The organism is Oceanobacillus bengalensis (assembly GCF_003628445.1).
GTDB classification, from domain to species: Bacteria; Bacillota; Bacilli; order Bacillales; family Amphibacillaceae; genus Oceanobacillus; species Oceanobacillus bengalensis.
Map to the genome: position 1 here is coordinate 1 of NZ_RBZO01000028.1, position 22,768 is coordinate 22,768.

The following is a 22,768-nucleotide window of genomic DNA, read 5'->3' on the forward strand; positions in this document are numbered from 1 at the left end:
CAATCAGACGAGTCTTAGCTTTTAGAAGTGTTACCTTCTATAGAAAGAAACTAGCGTTTCTTTTGTATAATTGTCTAGTTCGAGCGTTCAACGACTAGCGAAACTTCCTTCACCTCCGTACAATAAGTCAACATCGACTCCTTACAGTCGTCGTGTTTCCTTTATCTCCTTTGGCTCAGTCCAGTTCGTACGTCGTAAAACGAACGCTCTCACCTTTCCTTAAATCATACTGGTTGTTTTGTTCAGTTTTCAAAGAGCAATTTCATGTTACTTTTGCAAAAAGCAACTTTATCACTATATCATTTTCAATCGTTGCTGTCAACATCTTTTTTTAATTAGTGTTAACAAATTGTTTTGCTGTCTTCTAGCGACAACTTTTATATCATATCAACTTTCAAATGAAAAGTCAACACTTTTTTTATTCCTCTTAAAAAGGTTTAAAACATAAGAGAAAAGCCTTTTTAAGCAGCGAATTAAATATTACTCTAGAATATCTAAAAAGTCAACACAAATTTTAAAGTGATTAATAAATAAGTAAGCAAACAACTTCAAACAAGGTTTTCGTACTGTCTTTCTATCTATTACTTAAGTTACTCCTCAACAGGCTTTTTGATATTCCCATTAATTGTTTCTTCCCATCTTAATAGTACTTCTTTTATAATACTCGTATATGTAGTAATAATAGATAACGAACTATTAATACTTTAAACTAGTTAACCATTATTTTCTCTTTTACCGTAACCTACTCCTCACAAAAGATTCATTCACTGACGTTATTAGCAGTAAAATCCCACATAAGCCTCAAGTCTTAGACTTAAATATTTCTCAGAGGGCCTTATATAAGTCACAGGGATAGGGTAATATAAAGAAAAACTATAAATATGAAACTATGAATAGCAATATAACGTACTATATACAAAGGGGGATTTTTTTATGGGAGAAAGAAAGATATATATCCTTCTATCTGATACAGGAACATTATTTACTAGAATGATAAAATTATATACAAAGAAACCCTATAACCATGCATCTATTTCCTTCGACCCGTACTTTACAGAGGTATACAGCTTTGGAAGGAAGCAACCACACAATCCCTTTATTGGGGGATTTGTGAGAGAAGACATTAGAGATGGACTATTCACACATGCAAGAGGGGCAATTTATAGTTGTACAGCAACAGATGAACAAATTCGCTACATGCTAGATTACATTAAAAAGATAGAGGCACAAAAACACCTCTATCGATACAATCTTTTAGGTTTGTTTTTCTTAACCTTTAACAAAAGGATGGATAGAAAACACGCTTTCTTCTGTTCTGAATTTGTTGCAACTGTATTAAATAAAGGAAATGTAGTTCAATTTGATAAAGCCCTATCCTTTGTGACACCTCATGACTTTCATGAGGTGGATACATTTCAACTGGAGTATCAAGGTGACCTTGCTGATATTTTTAGCGTTGAAAATCAATTTTTCTTCAATACCTCTATCATCCAGGGCTAGCTTATGCATAATGAGTGTGCTTTAGATCATAGTCATATATTACTTTAGCAAGTGACTTTTTATCAAAATCAGGGAAATAACATTCTATAAAATGTAACTCTGATCTAGCGGATTGCCATAATAAGAAATTACTTATCCTTTGTTCTCCTCCAGTTCGAATAATAATATCCGGGTCAGGTAACCCAGTCGTATATAAGAAACGTTGAAACAAAGATTCATCTACCTGATCCACTTCTATCTTTTTATCCTGAATTTCCTTTATAACTTTTTGACACGCCTGAAGAATTTCCATTCGTCCTCCATAATTTAAAGCAAAGTTAACAATTAAGCCATTATTCCCTTTCGTCTCCTCTACAGCTTTAACCACTGCACGCTTTGTAGCCTTGGGAAGCCCTTCAATATTCCCCGTGGCCAAAATTTTTATATTCTTTTCCATAAAAATGGGTAATTTTTGTTTAAAGAACTTAATCGGTAGATACATCAAATAATTTACTTCATCTTTTGGACGGTTCCAATTCTCTGATGAGAAAGCATATAAGGTAAGAATCTTAATATTCATATCAAAGCAAGCATCTATTATCTTTTCCATCGCCTGCACTCCAGCAAAATGCCCCTCACTACGACTAAGCCCTCTCTTTTCTCCCCATCTTCCATTACCATCCATAATGATCGCTACATGTTTCGGAAGACTCAAAAGCGTTGTCCCTCCTTCTTCCTGTTCCACATTTGTTTTACCGATATTTCCTTATAAATCTAATTCCTCCAAATCCTCTATAACCCGCTCCTTCGTAAAATTAAAGGATTGCCATGTTTCATCTGAACGATTTAATACCTCGTACTTTCGATTAACAAGCATATATTCCAATTCCGGATAGTTAGGGTCTATTTCATACAACTCAATTAGCCCATCTACCCCTGTATACGATAAGGAATTCAAGTAATAGAGATCTATCTTTTCTGTCTCCTTAAATCGTTCCAAATTCCCATCAACAATAATTCGTTCTATATTTACTACATTTAATGCTGTATAAAAAATCAACCCTGCAATGAGGTAAAAATGTAATAACGCGATGCTTTCAACCCAAACATGGATCAACGTATATGCAAAAATTACAATAAGAAAAATCATCACCGCATGTGCAAGTAATCGGTCTAACGTATAGCCATATGCCGCTTCATACATACTTAAGCGCTGATATGCTGAAGCTAGCATAATACCACTTACAACAATAAGAATGGAATACATTATCTTCATCGTAACTTTCATGACCTTCGAAGGGGATTCTACCAATCGTAAACAAGATAACAAGATAGACCAATTCAATAAAGTAACAAATAGCAGTTCAAAGAATCCCCTCCTTGCATACGTTGCGTACGTATATCCCTCTTGTAACCCGTCATGAAAGAAATATTGAAATTGTATTACTGCGAACAATACATAAACCGCATTAAGCATAACTAAGATTGTAAGCACAGTTAAACTATCCCAACGCTTCTTTTTATCAATGGAGGTAGACAATCGTTTTTCTAGTTTAGACGCTGTAGATAGAACCTGAAATATGCCGAAGAACAGTAGTGTGATCACAACAACTAATGCTGTTCGAATAAGCCCATCCCAAAAATTAAACTGCGTAATAAAGCGAGGGAAATGTAAAACAAATTCTTCAAAGACAGCATCCGCTGACATTAATAGACCGATTATAATGAGTAATAACGGTCCCCCGATCACCAAACCAATCAGAATACGTTTCAACGCATATTCTGTTTGTTCATTCATATTGCGAAAGATCTTCTTGAATACCCATTTACAAAAAGAAATACTATATTTAACCCCTTCACTGCCTTTCGCTTTTAGAACAACAACAAATTCCCTTGAAGCCCAACTAAGCTGATTCGGACTTGTAATCAGCACAATATGAAAGTAAACAAGAAAAGGAATAACCAATGCATTAAGTACATAAAAAAAGCCACTATCATAAATTACATAATTCCCCGCTAATATCCAAATGACCAACATAAGCAGTACACCAATTCTCCTGTGTTGAAATGCAAATTTATATTTAAGAAACACTACTATATAAAAAGCACTAATAAATATCGGATACGAGATCCCTACTCTACCGTGAAAAAAACTTAATTCTGCTAATATAGCTAATCCCAAGCAAGCAATGAAAAAGCTCCAATTCCTTTTCTCCATCTTCAAATCCATGAAAAAACCCCACCTTACAAAGTTATTCTAGTTACATAGTATACCTATGTATATATATGTAAAAAATATGGGCACGAACGCTTCATATAGAAATCTTCCGTCCCCACCGGTATCCAATCCACGTTATTGGATACAAAAGACCCGTAAACACAATACAAACGATAATAAAAGGAACACTTAGAAGTGGCTGAAACCATTCATGTGGTATTAATTTAAAAATAACCAAGTACATTAGTAAAAGATTAGGTACAATGGATAGCCAGAATGTCCGCTTTAACAACTTATACCCCCTTTCGCCAAACTCTTTTCCAATTTCATAACCTAACAAAGCCCAAAATAGAATATACACAAAGATGATAATGGATGGAATATCCGTCAAACCTTCCCACAACTGCTCTGCCCATTCCCACTGAAAAACATTATATATAAACGTTAGAAATATCCCGCCAGCAAAAATCGCAGTATTTATAATAACAAATAACCACTGTGTTTTTCTCGGCGTAATTGTCTTTTCTTCTTGCCAGACTTTTGCTATTTCCTCTGGACTACCAAGCCTCGAAATTAATTGCTCATATGTAGATCCATCTTTTTCAGTGAATTCTTGAAGCAGATCATAGATATGCACCTCGTACTCTTCCAAGATTTCTACTTTCTGTGGATGCTTCCCAATTGCTTTATCTAATTCTTGAATGAACCTTTGTTTTGGCTCAATCATGATTCATTTCTCCCAATCAAATTGTTCATCACCTGAACATACCTAAGCCACTCATTCGTCTTCTCCTCTAGAATTTCTTTTCCCTCTAAAGTGATTCGGTAATATTTACGCGCTGGCCCTTTAACTTGCTCTTGCTTGTAACTTTCAATATATCCTTGTTTCTCCATCTTGTGGAGAGCTGGATATAAGGTGCCTTCTTTCATTTGCATATGATGTTCACTTCGCCGATCCATTTCTTTCACAAGCTCGTAACCATACATGTCCCGTTCATTTAATAACTGCAATACTAAAAGGGAAGTACTTCCTTTCACCAATTCCCGGTTAAACATATCATCACCTACCTAGAATTATTAGGTATCTATACTATATAAAATTTATAGGACCGTGTAAAGAGGAATTTCTAAAAACACGTGAGTTTGATTAGACATTAGAGCATTCCATCGCATATAATAAGACTAACTACAAACGGAAGGGTGAACATTGTAACAATGAAAAACTAATCCTATTTTTCGAGATCATTCAGAATAAAGGCATTCTATTTAGCAGAAAATCCTGCTTTTTTCAGTATGGCTTTTATCCTGAATTTTTCAGAATAGGATTGGTTTGTATATTCACCAATAGACGTGGTCTCTATCTGCCTACACCTATGCCTCCTATTCTGTATAAAGAAAAGGAGGCATTTGTGTCTCCAATAAAAGAAACGGAGATGATTGTATGATGTTACTAGAAGCAATCAATTTAAAATATGAAATAAAAGATCGATTATTATTTGAGGTAGAAACCCTCAAGATTAACAATAAAGACCGAATTGGCCTTGTCGGACGAAATGGCAGTGGAAAAACAACATTATTAGAATTACTTGCTAATAGACGACAACCTACAGAAGGAACGATTTTAACAGAAGCAACAAGGGAATTAATTCCCCAATTGAAAAGGACAGATAGTGTTATGAGTGGTGGCGAAGTAACGCAGGAATACATTAATCTTTCACTCGCGAAGAAAGCGGAAATCCTACTGGCCGATGAACCGACAACAAATCTTGACACAGCCCATATCGAGAAACTAGAAAAGCAATTATTAAAATTCCCTGGTGCACTTGTAATTGTTTCCCATGACCGTGCCTTCTTGGATACGATTTGTACGCAAATTTGGGAAATTGAAGATGGGAAAATGAATGAATATAAAGGGAACTATACCGATTACGTAACGCAAAAGGATATAAAAAGAAAACAACAAGAAAACGCCTACGAACAATACATTCAAAAGAAAAAACAACTGGAGAATGCACTAGAGTTAAAGGAACAAAAAGCACAAAGGGCAACCAAAAAGCCAAAGAAAGTAAGTGCGTCTGAAGCAAAGATCACAGGAGCAAAACCCTATTTTGCCAAAAAACAAAAGAAATTACAAAAAGCAAAAAAAGCAATCGAAACACGCTTAGAAAAGCTAGATAAGGTGGAAAAAATAAGGGAAAATCCTGCAATTAAAATGCAGCTTCCCAATGAAGAAGCTTTTACAGGAAGAACCATATTAAGGATTGAGGATATACGAGGAAAAGTTGGTCAGCGCACACTTTGGGAACCTGCACGCTTTTCAATAAAAGGTGGAGACAAGGTAGCAATCATTGGTAACAATGGTGTTGGAAAAACTACTTTGATAAGAAAAATAGTCACTGAAGAAAGTGGTATTTCTATCTCCCCTTCCGTAAAAACAGGGTATTTCAGTCAAAATTTAGATGTACTGGAAAAAACGAAGTCAATTTTAGAAAACGTCCGCTCGACTTCGAATCAGGATGAAACATTAATTCGCACCGTTCTTGCTAGACTTCATTTCTATCGGGATGATGTTTATAAGAAAGTCCACATTCTTAGCGGTGGCGAACGAGTAAAGGTTGCTTTTGCTAAATTATTTGTCAGTGACATCAATACATTAATCCTTGATGAACCAACGAACTATCTTGATATTGGAGCACTCGAAGCGCTAGAGGAACTCTTAACAGACTATAAAGGTACGGTACTATTTGTTTCTCATGATAGAAGATTTATTGAAACGGTCGCTACCAAAATCGTCTCAATCGAGAACCAAGAAATAACATTCTTTGCAGGAAGCTATCAAGCATTTAAAAAACAGGAGCCAAAAACAGCACCTAACGCCAAAGAAGAACAGTTACTTCTATTAGAAACAAAAATATCAGAAGTACTCAGTAAACTAAGCATCGAACCAACAGAGGAATTAGATCAAGAATTCCAAAACCTACTAAGAAAAAAGAGGGAAATCAAAAACGGCAGAAAGTAGTCTGCCGTTTTTTTCCACTAGTAGGTGTTCAACCAATTTTTTTAACATCCTCTATTATAATGCATATTTCTAGAAACCAACTATACAATAAAAGATAATAGATAATGTCGTTACAATTACGCTTAGAAAGGAACTATAATGACCATCACATATAATCCAATTATTGAACTTAGTAATGTAAACTTCTCAGACAGAGGGGTACCTATCTTAAAAAATATCACAGGCTCATTCCCAGAAGGTAGAATTACAACATTAGTGGGACCATCTGGTGCGGGTAAAACGACATTATTCCGATTATGTAATGGGCTAATCTCTCCTGATTCTGGAGAAATTATTATAAAGGAAAAGGCTATTGAAACGTATGACCCTACGGAATTACGACGCAAAGTTGGAATAGCGTTACAAAGTGCTACAATGATAAGTGGCAGTGTATATAAAAATCTCTCCCTTCCACTTTCATTACAAGGGAAACAACTAGCCAAGGAAAGAGCAATAGAACTGTTGAATGATGTTGGATTAGATGAGGAGTTATTACATCGAAATGTGAAAGATTTATCTGGGGGACAGCGTCAAAAAGTATCGATTGCTCGTACATTAGTGAACCAGCCAAAAGTATTATTACTAGATGAAATCACTTCTTCCCTTGATCGCGTCTCCCAGCAAGATATTGAGGAGTTAATTGGAAAAGTAAATAAGAAATATGGGACGACAATTCTTTGGATTACCCACAACCTTGAACAAGCTTTAACTATCGGTGATTACACTTGGGTAATGATGGCTGGAGAAGTAATTGAAACTGGAGAAAGCTCATTATTAAATCATCCAACCGATGAAAGAGTGAAGCGATTCATTAGGGGGGATATGGAATGAGTTATCTAACTTTATCACTAGCTTTAATATTCGTTCTCATTCCGATTATATTATCAAAGACACTTCATTTAGGATTGGAAAAAGATACCGTAAGTGCAACCGTTCGTTCCATTATTCAGTTGTTAGCAGTCGGTTATATCCTTCAATTCGTATTTGACTCGGAACATATCATTTATATCATACTGATGATCTTGCTAATGATTATTGCCGCTACACAGAATGCCAGGAAAAAGGGAGCTTCTATTAAAGGAATTACATGGAAGCTTGTAGCAACGTATGTTTTTGTTGAAATTTTAACTCAAGGTATTTTACTCGGATTCAATATAACACCTGCTACAGCTCAATATATTATACCGATTAGCGGGATGATGATTGGAAATTCGATGGTACTTTCTATCCTTTTCCTTAATCGTTTTACGTCAGAGGTAGAAGCAAACCAAGATGAAACAGAGCTTATTTTATCTCTAGGCGGAACACCGAAACAAGCCATTCATCGACAGCTAATTACTTCGATTCAAGCAAGTACCATTCCGACAATAGAAAGCCAAAAAACAATTGGCCTTGTGCAGTTACCAGGAATGATGAGTGGACAGATTATGGCTGGCGCTGACCCTGTTCAGGCAGTACAATTTCAGTTACTTATTCTCTTCCTCCTTTTAACAGCTGCAGTCGTGACGAGTGCGATGCTTGGATTTCTATCGTACCCAAGTCTCTTTAATGAACGCATGCAGATGCTGAAGATACGAAGAAAAGATGAACTGAATTCCCACTAGGAGTTGACAATTTTACATCTATTTTGTATCATTATATTTAATTAAGTATATTTTAATTAAATATAATGATAAAATAATCCTTTAAGGAAGTGTTACGATGAGTGAGAATCTAGCATTGAAAGCTTTTGTCGTTTTAATGAAGGCAAATAAATCGCTTGAGGAAATTATTAAGAAAGATATTAGCAATCATGGTATGCGAACTTCAGATTTTACCATTTTAGAAGCATTATACCACAAAGGAAGACAAACCATTAGGCAGATATCCGAAGCAGTTCTCATTAGCACAGGCTCAATTACCTATGTTATTGATAAATTGGAAAACAAAGGACTTCTGGAACGAAGCGATTGTAAAGATGATCGCCGTGTTGTTTACATCCAATTAACAGACAAAGGAACAGAACTAATGGATGAAATCTTTCCGAAACACCAAAAAGTAATTGAAGAAATCTTTCAAGATGTGTCAACTGAAGAAAAAGAAATTATAATCGATGTTTTAAAACGAATAGGCAAAAAGGGAGAAGAACTAAAATAAAGAAACCTGCTGTTTATATGGAACAGCAGGTTTCTTTATTTTAATTTCGTATAATGATATACACAAGATAGATGATATAAGCTATTGCTAAAAGCATGCCTTCTCTCTTCCCAATTCGATAATTTGTTCTAGAGAAGATAAGCAATACAACCGTTAGAATAATCATAACATATATATCAATATACATTTTCGTATTAACCGCAAGTGGCGAAATAATTGATGAAGCACCAAGAACGAATAAAATATTAAATATATTACTTCCCACTATATTGCCTAGTGCAATTTCACTTTCTTTCTTTAGGGCTGCAGTTATGGAAGTTACTAATTCTGGTAGAGATGTTCCAATAGCAATAATTGTTAGTCCAACTAATGCCTCACTCATACCCAATGCATAAGCAATCTCCGTCGCGTTTGTAACTACCATATCCCCACCAATAATGATCCCGGCAAGACCTATTACGGTTATGAGTACATTTTTTCCCCATTTCACATTACGAGGAACCGATTCGTCTGAAGAACTATGTCTACTTTTCAAAGCAACTTCTATGACATAATACATAAAAACAGCAAAGAACAATAGAAAGATAAAGCCATCACTTCTGGTGATAAGATTATCTCCGAAGCCAACTAATGCAACGTCGCTCATAAGGATTAACAAAGCTACACTTGCTAATAATGTAAATGGTATTTCCTTACGAATCGTTTCTGTTTGTACCTTAAGCGGATAAATAAATGCCGCCAATCCAACAACAAGTGTTAGGTTAAAAATATTACTACCAACAATATTCCCTAATGATACATCCGCATTTCCTTCCAACGCTGCGATAATACTTACTGTTGCTTCTGGGGAACTTGTTCCAAATGCTACAATCGTTAAACCAATTAATATCGACGGAACACGAAGTAGTCTCGCTATATTGGAGGCACCGTCAACAAAGAAGTCTGCCCCTTTAATTAATAATGCAAAACCAATAATCAACAAAATATAAGTCATAGACATTTCTCCAATTCAAAATAGAATATAGTATATCCATTCCCAAATTTCCATTAAGAATTCCTCATAAATAATGGATACTCGTATTCATACGTTTCAAATTAGAGAAAGGTATCAGAATGGAATAAAAAAATGCCCCTTTCTTAAAAAAATTTGGAAATTGGGCACTTCTAACATTAGTACGGGGTAAGTATGTAATTTTCACGCACGATATTTGATCAAACGATTAATTTGTTCCGATATATCTTCATAAGAAATATTAAGGGACATGGCTAATTCCTTAAACAATATTTTTTGTATATTGGCTAATAGTGTTCGATCCTGATCATATAGTCTCTTTTTGTTCTGGTGAGCTTCATTATTTTTCCTCATTAAGGTATTTACGATTCTTGATATTTCCTTACGATCTCCTGTATTTACGAGACTATTATACTTTTTGCTCCGATTCCTAGCATCCTCTATCCAACTAATACCTGGCTGCCTAAACAATTGTAAAATCTCTTCCGCTTCTTCCTTTTCCATCATATTTAGCATAACTACTTTATCACTATCTACTGGTGTATTTATTGTTAGTCTCGGATCCTCTAGCGGATGCATCACATAATAAGTTCTCGTAACGTTGCCATAGGTTTTATCCGTTATATCATCGATTTCACATAAACCGTGCACAGAATATATAACCAAATCTCCAACATTAAACATTCTCATTAGCCTCAACTCCAAAGTCGTCAACTTAGTTTACAATATTATTGTACTACATTTTCCCGAAAAACGTCAACCTAATTGACGAAATTGGTTGGTTTTTGTATAGTAATTGTCTAATGGATTATTTAGGAGTGAAGCCAGTGGATGCTGAATTAGAAAACTTAGATTTAATTGATGTATTAAGCGAGCGCCATCTAGAATTACGAAAAATAACAGAAAAATTATGGAACGATAGTAGTGATATTTATTTATCAAATTCTGAGTGGTTTATTATAGCGAGAATTTATAAAAAGCAACCTACTATTGCACACGTTTCCAAACAAGTGGACATTTCTAGACAAGCAACCCATAAGTTTATTAGAAACCTGGAGTCAAAAGGATTAGTTGAAATCAATAATATGGAAAATAATAAAAAGAATAAATCTATTCGTTTAACTAAATTAGGCGAAGAATGCTATGAAAAAAATGAATTACTAAAGGCAAATTTGGAGAGAAAAATAGCTAATAAAATTGGGCCTAGTCAATTGATTGCTCTCAAAGATATTTTGAAATTGGATTGGGGAATATAGTTTTTGTACGCAAAAAGGGCAATACCTAAAGTAGATGAAACTCATACGTTAAAAAAAGGGACAGTGGCAAATAAAAGTTCTACTCCATTTTGAACTTGAGAGCCTTTATCTAGTTACTTTTGCTTACTTAGGAGCTCCGTTTTGAACTTGAGAGACCTTATCTAGTTACTTTCGCTCACTTAGGAGCTCCCTTTTGAACTTGAGAGCCTTTATCTAGTTACTTTCGATTGCTTCGGAGTCAGTTCATATAAAACCTGACGTAATTTAAATTGTATTGGAAATATTTGAAGCATCGTTCGAACTTTACATTAGTCAAAATACTTTTTCCCTAACCTCTTTTATATTAATTAACTTTAAGGTATATCGTATTTCCTGATGGATCCTGTGTTATATAATCGGCATTTTCCTTTACAACATTTGCGCCTACTTCTTTTAACTGATCAATTGTTTTTGCTCTCGTCTCTTCATCTGGAAACATTAATGTAAACCAATTAAGTCCTACACTATTTGCTGTAGGTGCTGGTGCATTTTCCCCATTCCATACATTTAATCCGATATGATGATGATAACCATTATGTGATGTAAAAAGCGCACCAGGGAATCTTGTAACAACATTAAACCCTAGACCATTTACGTAGAATCCCTCTGTCTTATTAAGGTCAGCGACATGTAAATGGATATGTCCCATTACTGTATCCTCTGGCATTCCCTTCCATTCCTCGTTTGTTTCTGCAAGAAGGCCATCTCCATCCAATGCCACTGTTGCCATATCTACTTGTCCATCAGACCAATTCCACTCAGAAGAAGGTTTGTCATGTGCAATTTCAATTCCATTTCCATCTGGATCGTCAAAATATAATGCTTCACTTACATAATGATCTGATGCACCTAAACGCATTTGTCCTCCGGATGCTTGTATCAAATGTTTTAGAAATGCAGAAAGGTCCCCGCGAGTAGGCAGGAGAATAGCAAAATGATATAAACCTGTTGTTCTGCCTTGTTTAGGAGCTACATCATCTGGTTGTTCTAATGTTAATAAAGCTGTTTTCCCATCCGCTGTTAATACTGCTCTGTTATTTTGTTGTTCCAACACTTTAAATCCCATAAAATCAATGTAAAACGTTAGTGACTTCTGCAAATTCGTAACATTGATACTAACGTCACCTACGTAAATCGTTGGTTTTTCAAAGAATTTCTTTTCCATTTTTATTACCTCTTTTCTATCTTATATTTCACTAATTTATTTTCTTTATCTATTATATTACAATTTATTAGTTAGTTACTTTATGTAAGTATACGATTTATATAGGTACTTGTCAATGACTTTTCGCTGTATCCCAATTCCAAAATATCCTTTTCTTTTCATCATTTTTATACTATACTAATCTTTGGCCTTTTAGAGCCCGTGGTTCGTAACCATCCCACGAAAAAAAACTAGGGAGAGATGAATATGAAGACAAGAACGTTAGTAGTAAACGCCTTGTTAGCTGCGCTTTATGTAGCTGTATCAGGACTTGTTGCACCATTTGGATTTACGAATGTTCAATTCCGTATATCCGAAATGTTTAATCACCTTGTTGTTTTTAACAAGAAGTTTTTCTTTGGAATTGTTGTTGGTGTATTTATGGCTAATCTATTATTCTCACCAATGGTATTATTTGATGTTATTTTTGGAACAGCACACTCAGCAATTTCATTAGGACTTATCATTTTACTTGGAAAATATATAAAGAATATTATGGTTCTACTGGTAGCCAATACAATGATTTTTTCATTTAATATGTTCATCATTGCCTTTGAACTTTATTTAGCACTTGATTTGCCATTTTTATTCTCATGGTTAACGACAGCTGCAGGTGAAATCGTTGTTCTAGCAGTAGGAATTCCAATCGTATATGCTTTAAATAAACGTGTTTCTTTCGATAAACTTATATAAGTAGATACACGTTAAAACACAAATGGAGCTGAAATAATCAGCTCCATTTTTTATTTATGATTCCTGCCTAAGCGATTTATTGGAATCAGTTAACGTATCATTTTCCACATATAATTTTCTTGCAGATAATGCGAATTCTGCTTCTTCTTCCTTTACGATATCTAATATTTTAAAATTGATTTCTTCTTTTATTGCTAAGAATTCGCCCCAAGCAGTCGTCTTTGTAAAGAAATAAAGAAAGACATCTAAGCTACTATCATTATACGTATCAAATTTAACGAAAATCGTTTCTGGATCAATTCCAGGATGATTTTTTACCAGGCTTTCAATTTTTTGAACAATGGTTTGCAGCTTTTCTTTTGGAGTCTCATACGACAATGCTAAATTAAATGTAATCTGTCTTTTGTTCATCTTACTCCAGTTCGTAATTGGCTCATTTGCTAATTGAGCGTTTGGAACTGCTACAAGTGCATCTGCAAAGGTACGAATCTTTGTCGTACGAAATGTAATATCCTCTACCGTTCCTTCTACACTAGGTGTCAATATCCAATCACCAATTGTAAATGGTTTTTCTGAGATGATGACAATACCACCAAGGAAGTTAGCTAAGGCATCTTTGGCTGCTAATGAAATAGCTAGGCCACCTAACCCTAGACCTGCTATAAACGCTTCAATATTATACCCAAACTCCTGAAGAACGACGGTTAAGGCAATTGCAAGAATAACAAATTGTACCGTTTTCGATAATATTGGGATGAGAATCTCGTCAATTTTTATATCTGTCTTCTCATTAATTTTTCTAAATAAGGCAGAAGTTGAGGATGAAAGCCTCATTAAGCCCCACGTAAAGAGAAGGACAAAGGAAACACTCATCAAGCTACTAACAAATGAAGGAATGTTGTAACCGATACTTATTCCATAATACCTTATCGCTACATATAAACCGATAATCGTAAACAGCCACTGTACAGGCTTTTCAAATGCTACTAATATATTGGAAAGAAAGCCAATTTTGGTTTTTCTCGTAAGTTTTAATAAAATAGAAAAAACGTATTTTGTAAAGAGTTTCCTGAAAAGCATAAACAGCAGGAAAATACCAACCGCTATGCCAAGGTCTATCAAATGATCTATTGATATGAAATATTCCCAAGTCATATAAATCTATTACCTCCGTGTAGTATATAGTATTAACTGCTATAGTTTATCAAAGGTAAACAAATGATGCCACCAAATGCATGTATTCCATTTAAAATCCTTGCAGACTTTTAACAGTTGTACCACTCTTTCTATTCCCAGCATGAAACGACCTTAAACACATTATTGCTATGTATGTGGATCCTCAGCAAGAGGATTCAACACTTCTTTATTTTATTTTATTTACTTGAATAAATTTAAAATATTTTCTTATTCTGCGTCTCACATTTCTAGTGTACCTCTTACCTGAAAGGCTATCTTTACTTAATTGCTCCAAACGATCTCGGGTAATAGCTTTATATACATCATATCCCAAATGCATGGTTACACATCTCCTTAATGATTATTTCTACAATATAATCATACATTCTGGATACGCTTACGTCTTCGGCTTACTGACTGATATTTCCATACAGAAAAACCCTACTTAGAATGTAGGGCTACTAAAACTTAAGACGGATAAAGTAAACTACTTAATCACCCGTATATAGGCGCTTAAAAAGATGGTATGGATAATGTAGGGTTGGCACAATTTCATTATCTTCTAGCATTTTATCGTAAGTAAATCGATCCACCCATTTAGCATCAATAACTTCTTCTTTTTGTAAGAAGAGGTTCTCAAGCGTTGCATTCGATTTAAAAAACCACTGATCTGAATGAAAATCTGCACGTACTTCACTACACAAAAACTTTCCTAGCGATGGGTCTAGTTCCAGTCCAAGTTCTTCTTTCGTTTCACGAAGTGCACCTTCGAAACTGTTCTCTCCAGCTAATACCGAACCACCTGTACATTCCCATAGGTTGCCGTAATGCTTTTCAGGATGGCGCCTTGAAAGCAGAATTTCTCCTTTATCATTTTGAATCCAGACGTGGACTACCAAATGATAACTCCCTTGAGGCAACTGTACTCCACGTTCATGTGTTCTTCCTAACTTTTTCCGATTTATATCATATAGGTCCCATCGTTCCATGAACACTTCTCCTAACAGTTAACGACTAAGGGAGGCTTTCCTCTTACTAAAATCCACACCTCGATAGTACGCATTTTTCACTAAGATATTCGGCCCCAAGCATTTTACTGCTGGACAATGACAGTTCAAGCTTTTAGCAGTTTTGCTCTCCATCCAACGTGAATATGCCTCTGGTAATGTCGTTGATTGAATATTTCCCAAGGAAGGCTCATCATCACCAAAATCTGTAACAATCACTTCACCTGTAAATATATTCACATTTAAACGAGATCTTCCATCAGGATCATTTCTGAGAGACACATTTTTCTCCTTATAAAGTCGTTCAAGTAAATCCAAATCATCTTTATTTGAACTACAAGCATAAAAAGGTAAAGTTCCAAACAACATCCACATCTCTTCATTTCGGTAATCTAATAATCGTTTAATAGCTGCCCGCATTTCATCTAAACTAAGAATTTCCAAGTTACTCGCAAAATCTACTGGATACATTGGGTGAATCTCATGGCGCGCACATCCCATTTCATTAACATGGTCATGAATTTGCTCAAGGTATGGAAATGTTTTTTTATTAAGCATCGTTTCTGCTGATACCATTACACCATCCATCGATAAGGCTTTCGCATTTTCCACCATTTGATGAAAGTAGTTTTTGCGATTTTCTAATGTTGGTTTTCGTTCCATTAGTGCAAAACCTGTTTCAGCAAATTCCTCAGCTGTTCCCCAATTATGAGAAATATGTAGGACATCAAGATATGGGATGATTTCTTCGTAACGAGCATATGGTAATGTCAGATTAGAATTTATTTGTGTTTTCACTCCCCTGCTATGCGCGTATTCAAGCAATGGAACAACATAGTTTCTAACAGATTTCTTATTCATCATCGGTTCTCCGCCAGTAATACTTAATGTACGAAGTTTCGGAATCTCATCTAGTCGCTTTATTATCAAGTCAATTGGAAGTGCATCTGGATCACGATTCTGCAATGTGTATCCAACAGCACAATGAGCACACCGCATATTACACATAGTTGTTGTCGTAAATTCTATATTTGAAAGTGTCATTTCTCCATATTCTTCAACATCTAAATATGCTTCCCAAGGATCCTTAGAAGGTGTCATTGTTTCGTATTTCTCGGATGTATACATATCTAAATTTCCCCTCTCTTATTACATATTCCTTATTTTACCACCCCTTTTTTACTATGTATATATGAAACAACATATGCCAATTTAAATCATTGACCTTCTTTTCATCAAATTTTTTATAAATCATTTCAAATTTGAGCACTTTTTTAGATTAATTTTGGAACATTAAGGAAACGATGGATACTGTTATTTATTTGTTAAAAATCTATATGAAAAAGAGGGGTTATTGATGGAAAAGGAACCAACAAATAAGAATGAGCACTTAACGAATATCGAAAATGACGATACGTTAACAACTCGGCAAGGTCACCCTGTAACAAATAACCAAAATATTAGAACGATCGGAAACCGAGGTCCAGCTACCCTTGAAAATTACGACTTTATTGAAAAGATAAGTCACTTTGACCGAGAAAAAGTTCCAGAAAGAATTGTTCACGCTCGCGGTGCTGGTGCACACGGATATTTCGAGTCTTATGGTATGGCAGGCGATGAGCCTATTTCAAAATATACTAGAGCAAAGGTTTTCGGGGAAAAGGGCAAACAAACACCAGTATTTGTTCGTTTTTCAACAGTGGTTAATGGGTTGCATTCGCCTGAAACCGTTCGTGACCCACGTGGTTTTGCGGTCAAGTTTTACACAGAAGACGGGAATTGGGATTTGGTAGGAAACAATATTAAAATATTCTTTATTCGTGATGCAATGAAGTTCCCTGATATGATTCATGCTTTCAGGCCTGATCCCGTTACGAATATTCAAGATTCTGAACGGTTCTTTGATTTTTGCGCTAACTCACCAGAATCGTTTCATATGGTAACATTTATTTATTCTCCATGGGGAATTCCTGCAAATTATCGTATGATGCAAGGTTCTGGGGTTAATACGTATAAATGGGTAAACAAAGAAGGAAAAGCAGTTCTCGTGAAATACCATTGGGAACCTAAACAAGGAATTAAGAACTTGACCGTAAAAGAAGCAGAAGAAATACAAGCGAAAAATTTCAGCCATGCCACACAAGATTTATATGAAGCAATTGAACAGGGTGACTACCCTGAGTGGGAAATGTTTGTTCAAATCATGGAGGATGGCCCACATCCAGAACTAGACTTTGACCCGCTTGATGACACAAAGTTATGGCCAGAAGATAAATTTCCATGGCTACCAGTTGGAAAAATGGTTTTAAATAAAAACCCAGAGAATTACTTTACAGAAGTAGAACAATCAGCCTTTGGGACTGGCGTACTTGTAGATGGTTTAGATTTCTCTGATGATAAAATGCTACAGGGGAGAACATTCTCTTACTCAGATACGCAACGATACCGGGTAGGTGGAAATTACCTTCAAGTTCCGATTAATGCTGCAAAAAAACGTGTGGCAACCAATCAAGAAGGCGGGCAATTACGTTACCATAACGATAAAGCCCCTGGGCAAAATCCACATGTCAATTACGAACCATCCATTCTTGGCGGATTGAAAGAGGCAGAACAAACAGGAAAAGAATATACTCCTAAAGTAGAAGGAAATCTTGTTAGAGAATCGATTGATCGTAATGACAATACGAAGCAGGCTGGTGAGACGTATCGCCGTTTTGAACAACGGGAAAAAGATGAGTTAATTAATAATCTAGTAGGTGACCTTTCAACCTGTGACAAACGACTCCAAGATAAAATGATTGCACTGGCAGAAGAAGCTGACGAAGAATATGGTCGTCGTTTACGTGAAGGATTAGCTGAAAAAGGCAATATGAAAACAGAATTCGCCTCTGAAATGCACCCACTAGGAGCAAAGGATGCAGGGAAAGCAGTTAAGGATGCTGTTGAGAAAGGGCATGACGCAGAGCCATATTAAAGGATTAAACCCCCTCGGTAGTTGCTACTATTTAGCAATGCCGAGGTTTTTTAGGATTATTATGTAATTCCCTCTTCATCTACTATGTAATAAAAGGTAAGATAAAGTAAATATACTCAACCCAAAGTCACTTTCGGCTATGGAGAAGGGAGTAATATCATGGAAACCATTAAAGTAAGAGGGATTACAATTGGTGAAGGAATGCCAAAAGTCTGTATTCCAATGATCGGACATACAATTGAGCATCTAAAAGAAGAAGCAACTCTGCTAAAAACATTAGATTTTGATGTTGTAGAATGGCGTGTTGATTTTTTTGAACATGTTGAGGAGATAGCGAAGGTTAAAGAAGCACTTCAGGAAATACGGGGGATTTTGCCACATGCACCTTTAATCTTTACTTTTCGTAGCGCCAAAGAAGGTGGAGAAAAATCAATTAGAACATCCGATTACATAGAATTAAATAGTGAAATAATAAAAACAAAAGCAGTAGATATCATTGATGTGGAACTATTTAATGAAGAGAAGCATATAAGAGAGCTAATTGACAGAGCCCACGAAAATAATGTTTTTGTCATTATCTCAAATCACGATTTTGATAAAACACCAGCAAAGGGAGAAATTATATCTAGATTACGTAAAGCACAAGAACTTGGTGGAGATATACCAAAGATTGCAGTTATGCCTACAAACACGAAAGATGTGCTTATATTACTAGATGCAACAAGAGAGATGAAGGAGTTATACGCTGACCGACCAATCATCACGATGTCCATGTCTGGTAAGGGTGTAATCAGCCGCATCGCTTGTGAAGTATTTGGTTCAGCATTAACCTTTGGAGCTGCAAAACACGCTTCAGCACCAGGACAAGTTGCTGTCGCAGATTTAAGGAATACCCTAAATCTATTGCACAACAACCTTCAATAAAATAAAAAATAAAAAACAAACGTTTGACCAGGACTCCTGTCCTCATTTCAAACGTTTGTTCCATCCTTGTGTGCTTATACGATTTAATGCCTTATGTTAATTGTTGTTCTGCAAAGTTACGATACAATGAATGGGATGCGACTAATTCTTTATGGGTTCCCATACCAGTTATTCGCCCTTTCTCGATGAAAATTATTTTATCTGCATCAACAATTGTGGATAATCTGTGAGCAATGACAAAGGTTGTTCTTCCTTCCATTAATCTTGATAAGGCTTCCTGTACAGCATGTTCTGATTGACTGTCTAGACTAGCTGTTGCTTCATCAAGCATTAAAATCTTTGGATCTCTAAGGAAAGCACGAGCAATATTGATCCTCTGTCTCTGACCACCTGATAACTTGACGCCACGCTCGCCAACTTCTGTATCCAACCCTTTTGCAAATGATTTGATAAACTTATCGGCATAAGCCATTTCTGCAACTTTCCATAATTGTTCATCTGTTATTTCCTCAGCATCTGCTAATCCGTATGTCAGATTACTACGAATCGTCCCTGCCATCATCGCACTTTCTTGAGAGACATAACCAATTTGACTACGCCATGACACAAGTGACAATTCATTGATCGGTGTAGAACCAATTCTAATTTCACCTGCAATTGGTTCATAATATCGCTCAAACATCCCAAATAACGTCGTTTTACCTCCACCACTCGGACCAGCAAAAGCGATCATTTCACCAGGCTTCGCATCAAAGGATATATTTTCAAGTACAGGGTCATTTTCATCGTAGGAAAATGAGAGATTAGACACGAACACAGTCTCGTTCGCAATATCCTTTTCTATCCCTTCCTGTCCCGCTTCATCTGATATTTCCATAATCTCAATAATACGTTCCGTTGCACCTTTACCTTTTTGCAATTCCGTAAAGAACATAGCAAAAGATGTAATTGGAAAAATGATTTGGAATAAATAAAGCAGGAATGCAACTAGGGATCCAGTAGACATAGAACCTTCCGCAACACGTATTCCACCGTAACCAATAATAGCGACGATGACGAGCATCATAATGGTATACATGAATGGCCCGATTAATGCAAAAATTCGTGCTTCTTTTAAACCGTATCGATACAACTCTATAATGCCTTTCATTCCTTTTTTCTCTTCAACTTTCTCAGCAGTTGAAGATTTCATCAAACGCGCTTCACTTAATGTTTGTTGTATTTCTCCAGTAAATACCGCTGTTTCATCTTGCATTCCTTTTGATACTTTCGCCATCTTCGCACCTAAAGGCATCATAACAATAAATGAAACAGGTACTGCAACTAACATTAACAATGTCATCTTCCAGTCCATAATGAACAGGATAACAAGCGCACCGATAATCGTAATTAACCCAGTAATAAACTGCGGAAAATGCTGTGATATTAAATCTTTTACAATTCCCGTATCATTTACAACACGACTAACGGATTCACCGCTAGCATGTTTATCGAAATAACTAACTGGAAGCCTAATTAACTTAAACCACATCTTTTCCCGCAATCGTGCTACTATCTTCTGCCCGACTGCAGCTAGTAAATAAGTAGACACGCCATCTACAACTGCTTGTAAGATCAAGACTACTAAGATAACAACGACTAGAGTAGTGCTTAATGCTTCTAAAGAAAATCCATCCACTAACTCTCTAGTAAGAAGCGGAATAGAAAGTCCGACAATCATCGTAATAATACTTCCAATCAACCCAAAAGTAAGTGCTACTTTCGGGATATTTGTTGATAAAATTAAGCTTATAAATGGCTTGAGACCATTTTGTTTTTGCTTCATCTTTTTGCTCCTATCTTCTATTACTCATTTTCATCCGTTTGAAAACCAAATGCTTGATTTTCTATATAATATGCCATAACCTCATCCAACCATTCTTGCTCTTCCTTCGTTAATGGGGAGGGGACAAATTTTTCCACTTCCGCTTCTAATTTACTTAGTTCTTCATCACTAAAGTCCTCTATACTTTCTATTCCTGTAAAGATATTTGTAATATCATCAAAACTAGCTACATCCAGGAATGTCAAAATGAGTGTGAAATATTCTTTAAGTACATGCATCACTTCTTCATCATTTGCTGGTTTTCCTACCAATCTTTTTATCTCTTTATAAAATTGCAATGTTGCCTTTTCCCATTTCATTTTTTCCTCTTCAGAGACTTCGTAAAGACTTTCTACTACGTCTTTCTCCATAAATTGCTCCGCCCATTCGCGTTGTGCTTTTTCTGTCTGCATACTTGAAATCAGACTCATCAAGATATTGCTATTAACTTCTTTTTCACCCTCAATTAATAAAATAGTCCTTCTAATCGTTACGAGTGTCGTTTCTATGTCTTCTTTATCTTGTTCTAGTTTCTTCTGCTGCATTCGTAATGAATCAACTAAACTCATATCAAAGCTTGACTCACGAATCATCTCACTTATTTGTTCTAATGTATAGCCAAGAGCTTTTAGAGTCATAATCTTATGCAAATTCATTACATCCCTATCTGAGTAAATCCGATGCCCAGAGATCGGATTCTTTTCTGGCTTTAACAATCCTTTCTCATCATAGTAATGCAGTGTTCGAATGGATACTCCAGTCCTTTTTGAAAACTCTCCAATTAACATTATTCTCATCCTCCTTGATCTGCTTGTTTCTATCACTAATCATACAACCTAACGTTACTGTAGGTGCAAGAGGGATTTGATAAATTATCTTAACTTTAATCACATTCATAATAAAAACCAACAAAGGTATATCGAATGTTGGTTTTTATTTACTACTTATTATGAAGTTTTCTTATCGAAAGTTGATTCTGCTGAATAAAGTATTTTCCCGTCTTTCCTAATCTCTTCTTTCAATTCCTCCTGAGCATCTTCATACTTAATCATATCCAAAAAAAGTAACGTATCCAATTCCTCTTCTAAAGTAAAGGTGAATTCTGTCCATTCTCTTTTTGTCATATTTGGTGCAACAAATGCCAAGTCAATATCTGACTTTTCCGTATGATCACCAACTGCTCTTGAACCAAAAAGGACTATTTTTTCAATTGTATCTATTCTTTGACCAATCTTAAATAGTTGCTCTATTAACCTTTGCTCAATCATTTGATTATTCCCCCATATTCCCTAGAAATTTTTCCTTTAATCGTTGGAATGTGGTTTGCATTTCAGGGAAATAACTTGAAATATTTTCATATATTTTTCTAGCCATTTCTTCATCATATACATGAGAGGTTTCGTTTCTATCTCGAAGCATTTGTAGCCAAGCTTGCTCATTTTCTAACCAGCCAGCAGCAAAAGCGTGTTTTAATGTCTCTCTAGGTGTCTTTGTTTGAATCCCTTCAATCAACAACAGCCTTTTCAGGGTTTTCCAATATAGTTCTATTGTAAATTCGAAACGCTGGATTGTACCATCAATATACAGACTATTCATATCATCTTCCTGTAACGCTTCTTCTAGCCTTCCCAATGCTTTCTCTAAGTTATTTAGACTCTGCATTACTTTTCTGTCAGACATGAATTTACCCCCCTACTCCATTAAACCGATTCTCATTTATGTTTATCT

At 35.6% G+C, this 22,768-nt stretch carries 23 protein-coding genes and 1 riboswitch; of the genes, 9 read left to right on the top strand and 14 right to left on the bottom strand.

What is annotated here, in order from left to right; translation table 11 throughout:
• Window positions 1-933: 933 nt before the first annotated feature.
• Complete coding sequence (locus tag D8M05_RS15405; protein WP_121133371.1) at window positions 934-1,500, top strand: hypothetical protein; 567 nt, start codon at window positions 934-936, stop codon at window positions 1,498-1,500.
• Between the two features lies 1 nt (window position 1,501).
• Here D8M05_RS15405 and D8M05_RS15410 read toward each other — a convergent pair whose 3' ends face one another.
• The 4 genes from D8M05_RS15410 to D8M05_RS15425 form a co-directional block, all read right to left on the bottom strand.
• Window positions 1,502-2,224, bottom strand: coding sequence for an undecaprenyl pyrophosphate synthase (locus D8M05_RS15410; protein ID WP_245985422.1), 723 nt, complete (start codon window positions 2,222-2,224; stop codon window positions 1,502-1,504).
• 21 nt (window positions 2,225-2,245) lie between these two features.
• On the bottom strand, window positions 2,246-3,709 hold the full coding sequence (locus D8M05_RS15415; RefSeq protein ID WP_121133374.1) for a DUF4153 domain-containing protein: 1,464 nt from the start codon (window positions 3,707-3,709) through the stop codon (window positions 2,246-2,248).
• Between the two features lie 82 nt (window positions 3,710-3,791).
• Window positions 3,792-4,424 (bottom strand): HAAS signaling domain-containing protein, encoded by a 633-nt coding sequence (locus tag D8M05_RS15420; protein ID WP_121133376.1) that lies wholly within the window; start codon window positions 4,422-4,424, stop codon window positions 3,792-3,794.
• Window positions 4,421-4,753, bottom strand: a complete 333-nt coding sequence (locus D8M05_RS15425; RefSeq protein WP_121133378.1) for a PadR family transcriptional regulator — start codon at window positions 4,751-4,753, stop codon at window positions 4,421-4,423. The genes D8M05_RS15420 and D8M05_RS15425 overlap by 4 nt, the downstream gene beginning before the upstream one ends.
• Window positions 4,754-5,138: 385 nt before the next feature.
• Between D8M05_RS15425 and D8M05_RS15430 the strand changes: the two genes are divergently transcribed.
• From D8M05_RS15430 to D8M05_RS15445, 4 genes are all read left to right on the top strand, one after another.
• Entirely contained in the window at window positions 5,139-6,716 is a 1,578-nt protein-coding gene (locus D8M05_RS15430) for a Vga family ABC-F type ribosomal protection protein (RefSeq protein ID WP_121133380.1), read from the top strand.
• Between the two features lie 138 nt (window positions 6,717-6,854).
• A complete protein-coding gene (locus D8M05_RS15435; RefSeq protein WP_121133382.1) occupies window positions 6,855-7,586 on the top strand; it encodes an ABC transporter ATP-binding protein in 732 nt (243 codons plus the stop codon).
• Window positions 7,583-8,359 (top strand): ABC transporter permease, encoded by a 777-nt coding sequence (locus tag D8M05_RS15440; RefSeq protein ID WP_121133384.1) that lies wholly within the window; start codon window positions 7,583-7,585, stop codon window positions 8,357-8,359. Before D8M05_RS15435 ends, D8M05_RS15440 begins: the two co-directional genes overlap by 4 nt.
• A gap of 97 nt (window positions 8,360-8,456) precedes the next feature.
• Window positions 8,457-8,891 carry a MarR family winged helix-turn-helix transcriptional regulator gene (locus D8M05_RS15445; RefSeq protein ID WP_121133386.1) on the top strand — a complete coding sequence of 145 codons (435 nt, stop codon included), beginning with the start codon at window positions 8,457-8,459 and terminating at the stop codon, window positions 8,889-8,891.
• A 40-nt stretch (window positions 8,892-8,931) separates the two neighbouring features.
• Here the strand turns inward: D8M05_RS15445 and D8M05_RS15450 are convergent, their stop codons facing one another.
• Entirely contained in the window at window positions 8,932-9,885 is a 954-nt protein-coding gene (locus D8M05_RS15450; RefSeq protein ID WP_121133388.1) for a calcium/sodium antiporter, read from the bottom strand.
• A 201-nt stretch (window positions 9,886-10,086) separates the two neighbouring features.
• Window positions 10,087-10,593 carry a CarD family transcriptional regulator gene (locus tag D8M05_RS15455; RefSeq protein ID WP_342772271.1) on the bottom strand — a complete coding sequence of 169 codons (507 nt, stop codon included), beginning with the start codon at window positions 10,591-10,593 and terminating at the stop codon, window positions 10,087-10,089.
• 137 nt (window positions 10,594-10,730) lie between these two features.
• Here D8M05_RS15455 and D8M05_RS15460 point away from each other — a divergent pair, with 137 nt between their 5' ends.
• Window positions 10,731-11,159, top strand: a complete 429-nt coding sequence (locus tag D8M05_RS15460; protein WP_245985424.1) for a winged helix DNA-binding protein — start codon at window positions 10,731-10,733, stop codon at window positions 11,157-11,159.
• A gap of 343 nt (window positions 11,160-11,502) precedes the next feature.
• Here D8M05_RS15460 and D8M05_RS15465 read toward each other — a convergent pair whose 3' ends face one another.
• Entirely contained in the window at window positions 11,503-12,363 is an 861-nt protein-coding gene (locus tag D8M05_RS15465) for a VOC family protein (protein WP_121133392.1), read from the bottom strand.
• Window positions 12,364-12,558: 195 nt separating this feature from the next.
• Window positions 12,559-12,603, top strand: a riboswitch (PreQ1 riboswitch).
• 6 nt (window positions 12,604-12,609) lie between these two features.
• Here D8M05_RS15465 and D8M05_RS15470 point away from each other — a divergent pair.
• Window positions 12,610-13,095, top strand: a complete 486-nt coding sequence (locus D8M05_RS15470) for a QueT transporter family protein (protein ID WP_121133394.1) — start codon at window positions 12,610-12,612, stop codon at window positions 13,093-13,095.
• Between the two features lie 54 nt (window positions 13,096-13,149).
• Here the strand turns inward: D8M05_RS15470 and D8M05_RS15475 are convergent, their stop codons facing one another.
• The 3 genes from D8M05_RS15475 to yfkAB form a co-directional block, all read right to left on the bottom strand.
• Window positions 13,150-14,250 (bottom strand): mechanosensitive ion channel family protein, encoded by a 1,101-nt coding sequence (locus D8M05_RS15475; protein WP_121133396.1) that lies wholly within the window; start codon window positions 14,248-14,250, stop codon window positions 13,150-13,152.
• Between the two features lie 512 nt (window positions 14,251-14,762).
• Window positions 14,763-15,260, bottom strand: a complete 498-nt coding sequence (locus D8M05_RS15480) for an NUDIX hydrolase (RefSeq protein WP_121133397.1) — start codon at window positions 15,258-15,260, stop codon at window positions 14,763-14,765.
• An 18-nt stretch (window positions 15,261-15,278) separates the two neighbouring features.
• On the bottom strand, window positions 15,279-16,406 hold the full coding sequence (gene yfkAB / locus D8M05_RS15485; RefSeq protein WP_121133399.1) for a radical SAM/CxCxxxxC motif protein YfkAB: 1,128 nt from the start codon (window positions 16,404-16,406) through the stop codon (window positions 15,279-15,281).
• A 229-nt stretch (window positions 16,407-16,635) separates the two neighbouring features.
• On the opposite strand from yfkAB, the gene D8M05_RS15490 reads away from it, so the two are divergent.
• Complete coding sequence (locus tag D8M05_RS15490) at window positions 16,636-18,252, top strand: catalase (RefSeq protein WP_121133401.1); 1,617 nt, start codon at window positions 16,636-16,638, stop codon at window positions 18,250-18,252.
• A gap of 156 nt (window positions 18,253-18,408) precedes the next feature.
• Entirely contained in the window at window positions 18,409-19,176 is a 768-nt protein-coding gene (gene aroD, locus D8M05_RS15495; protein ID WP_121133403.1) for a type I 3-dehydroquinate dehydratase, read from the top strand.
• Between the two features lie 91 nt (window positions 19,177-19,267).
• Here the strand turns inward: aroD and D8M05_RS15500 are convergent, their stop codons facing one another.
• From D8M05_RS15500 to D8M05_RS15515, 4 genes are all read right to left on the bottom strand, one after another.
• Window positions 19,268-21,001 carry an ABC transporter ATP-binding protein gene (locus tag D8M05_RS15500; protein WP_121133405.1) on the bottom strand — a complete coding sequence of 578 codons (1,734 nt, stop codon included), beginning with the start codon at window positions 20,999-21,001 and terminating at the stop codon, window positions 19,268-19,270.
• 20 nt (window positions 21,002-21,021) lie between these two features.
• Complete coding sequence (locus D8M05_RS15505) at window positions 21,022-21,828, bottom strand: MerR family transcriptional regulator (protein ID WP_245985425.1); 807 nt, start codon at window positions 21,826-21,828, stop codon at window positions 21,022-21,024.
• 159 nt (window positions 21,829-21,987) lie between these two features.
• Window positions 21,988-22,308 (bottom strand): nucleotidyltransferase domain-containing protein, encoded by a 321-nt coding sequence (locus D8M05_RS15510; RefSeq protein ID WP_121133409.1) that lies wholly within the window; start codon window positions 22,306-22,308, stop codon window positions 21,988-21,990.
• A 4-nt stretch (window positions 22,309-22,312) separates the two neighbouring features.
• Complete coding sequence (locus D8M05_RS15515; RefSeq protein WP_121133411.1) at window positions 22,313-22,720, bottom strand: nucleotidyltransferase substrate binding protein; 408 nt, start codon at window positions 22,718-22,720, stop codon at window positions 22,313-22,315.
• Between the last annotated feature and the right edge of the window lie 48 nt (window positions 22,721-22,768).

Bases quoted from the DNA above. Each gene is read 5' to 3' on its own strand.
- D8M05_RS15405 (WP_121133371.1), top strand. From the start codon at position 934: ATGGGAGAAAGAAAGATATATATCCTTCTATCTGATACAGGAACATTA.
- D8M05_RS15415 (WP_121133374.1), bottom strand. From the start codon at position 3,709: ATGGATTTGAAGATGGAGAAAAGGAATTGGAGCTTTTTCATTGCTTGC.
- D8M05_RS15420 (WP_121133376.1), bottom strand. From the start codon at position 4,424: ATGATTGAGCCAAAACAAAGGTTCATTCAAGAATTAGATAAAGCAATT.
- D8M05_RS15425 (WP_121133378.1), bottom strand. From the start codon at position 4,753: ATGTTTAACCGGGAATTGGTGAAAGGAAGTACTTCCCTTTTAGTATTG.
- D8M05_RS15430 (WP_121133380.1), top strand. From the start codon at position 5,139: ATGATGTTACTAGAAGCAATCAATTTAAAATATGAAATAAAAGATCGA.
- D8M05_RS15435 (WP_121133382.1), top strand. From the start codon at position 6,855: ATGACCATCACATATAATCCAATTATTGAACTTAGTAATGTAAACTTC.
- D8M05_RS15440 (WP_121133384.1), top strand. From the start codon at position 7,583: ATGAGTTATCTAACTTTATCACTAGCTTTAATATTCGTTCTCATTCCG.
- D8M05_RS15445 (WP_121133386.1), top strand. From the start codon at position 8,457: ATGAGTGAGAATCTAGCATTGAAAGCTTTTGTCGTTTTAATGAAGGCA.
- D8M05_RS15450 (WP_121133388.1), bottom strand. From the start codon at position 9,885: ATGACTTATATTTTGTTGATTATTGGTTTTGCATTATTAATTAAAGGG.
- D8M05_RS15455 (WP_342772271.1), bottom strand. From the start codon at position 10,593: ATGAGAATGTTTAATGTTGGAGATTTGGTTATATATTCTGTGCACGGT.
- D8M05_RS15465 (WP_121133392.1), bottom strand. From the start codon at position 12,363: ATGGAAAAGAAATTCTTTGAAAAACCAACGATTTACGTAGGTGACGTT.
- D8M05_RS15470 (WP_121133394.1), top strand. From the start codon at position 12,610: ATGAAGACAAGAACGTTAGTAGTAAACGCCTTGTTAGCTGCGCTTTAT.
- D8M05_RS15475 (WP_121133396.1), bottom strand. From the start codon at position 14,250: ATGACTTGGGAATATTTCATATCAATAGATCATTTGATAGACCTTGGC.
- D8M05_RS15480 (WP_121133397.1), bottom strand. From the start codon at position 15,260: ATGGAACGATGGGACCTATATGATATAAATCGGAAAAAGTTAGGAAGA.
- yfkAB (WP_121133399.1), bottom strand. From the start codon at position 16,406: ATGTATACATCCGAGAAATACGAAACAATGACACCTTCTAAGGATCCT.
- D8M05_RS15490 (WP_121133401.1), top strand. From the start codon at position 16,636: ATGGAAAAGGAACCAACAAATAAGAATGAGCACTTAACGAATATCGAA.
- D8M05_RS15500 (WP_121133405.1), bottom strand. From the start codon at position 21,001: ATGAAGCAAAAACAAAATGGTCTCAAGCCATTTATAAGCTTAATTTTA.
- D8M05_RS15505 (WP_245985425.1), bottom strand. From the start codon at position 21,828: ATGTTAATTGGAGAGTTTTCAAAAAGGACTGGAGTATCCATTCGAACA.
- D8M05_RS15510 (WP_121133409.1), bottom strand. From the start codon at position 22,308: ATGATTGAGCAAAGGTTAATAGAGCAACTATTTAAGATTGGTCAAAGA.
- D8M05_RS15515 (WP_121133411.1), bottom strand. From the start codon at position 22,720: ATGTCTGACAGAAAAGTAATGCAGAGTCTAAATAACTTAGAGAAAGCA.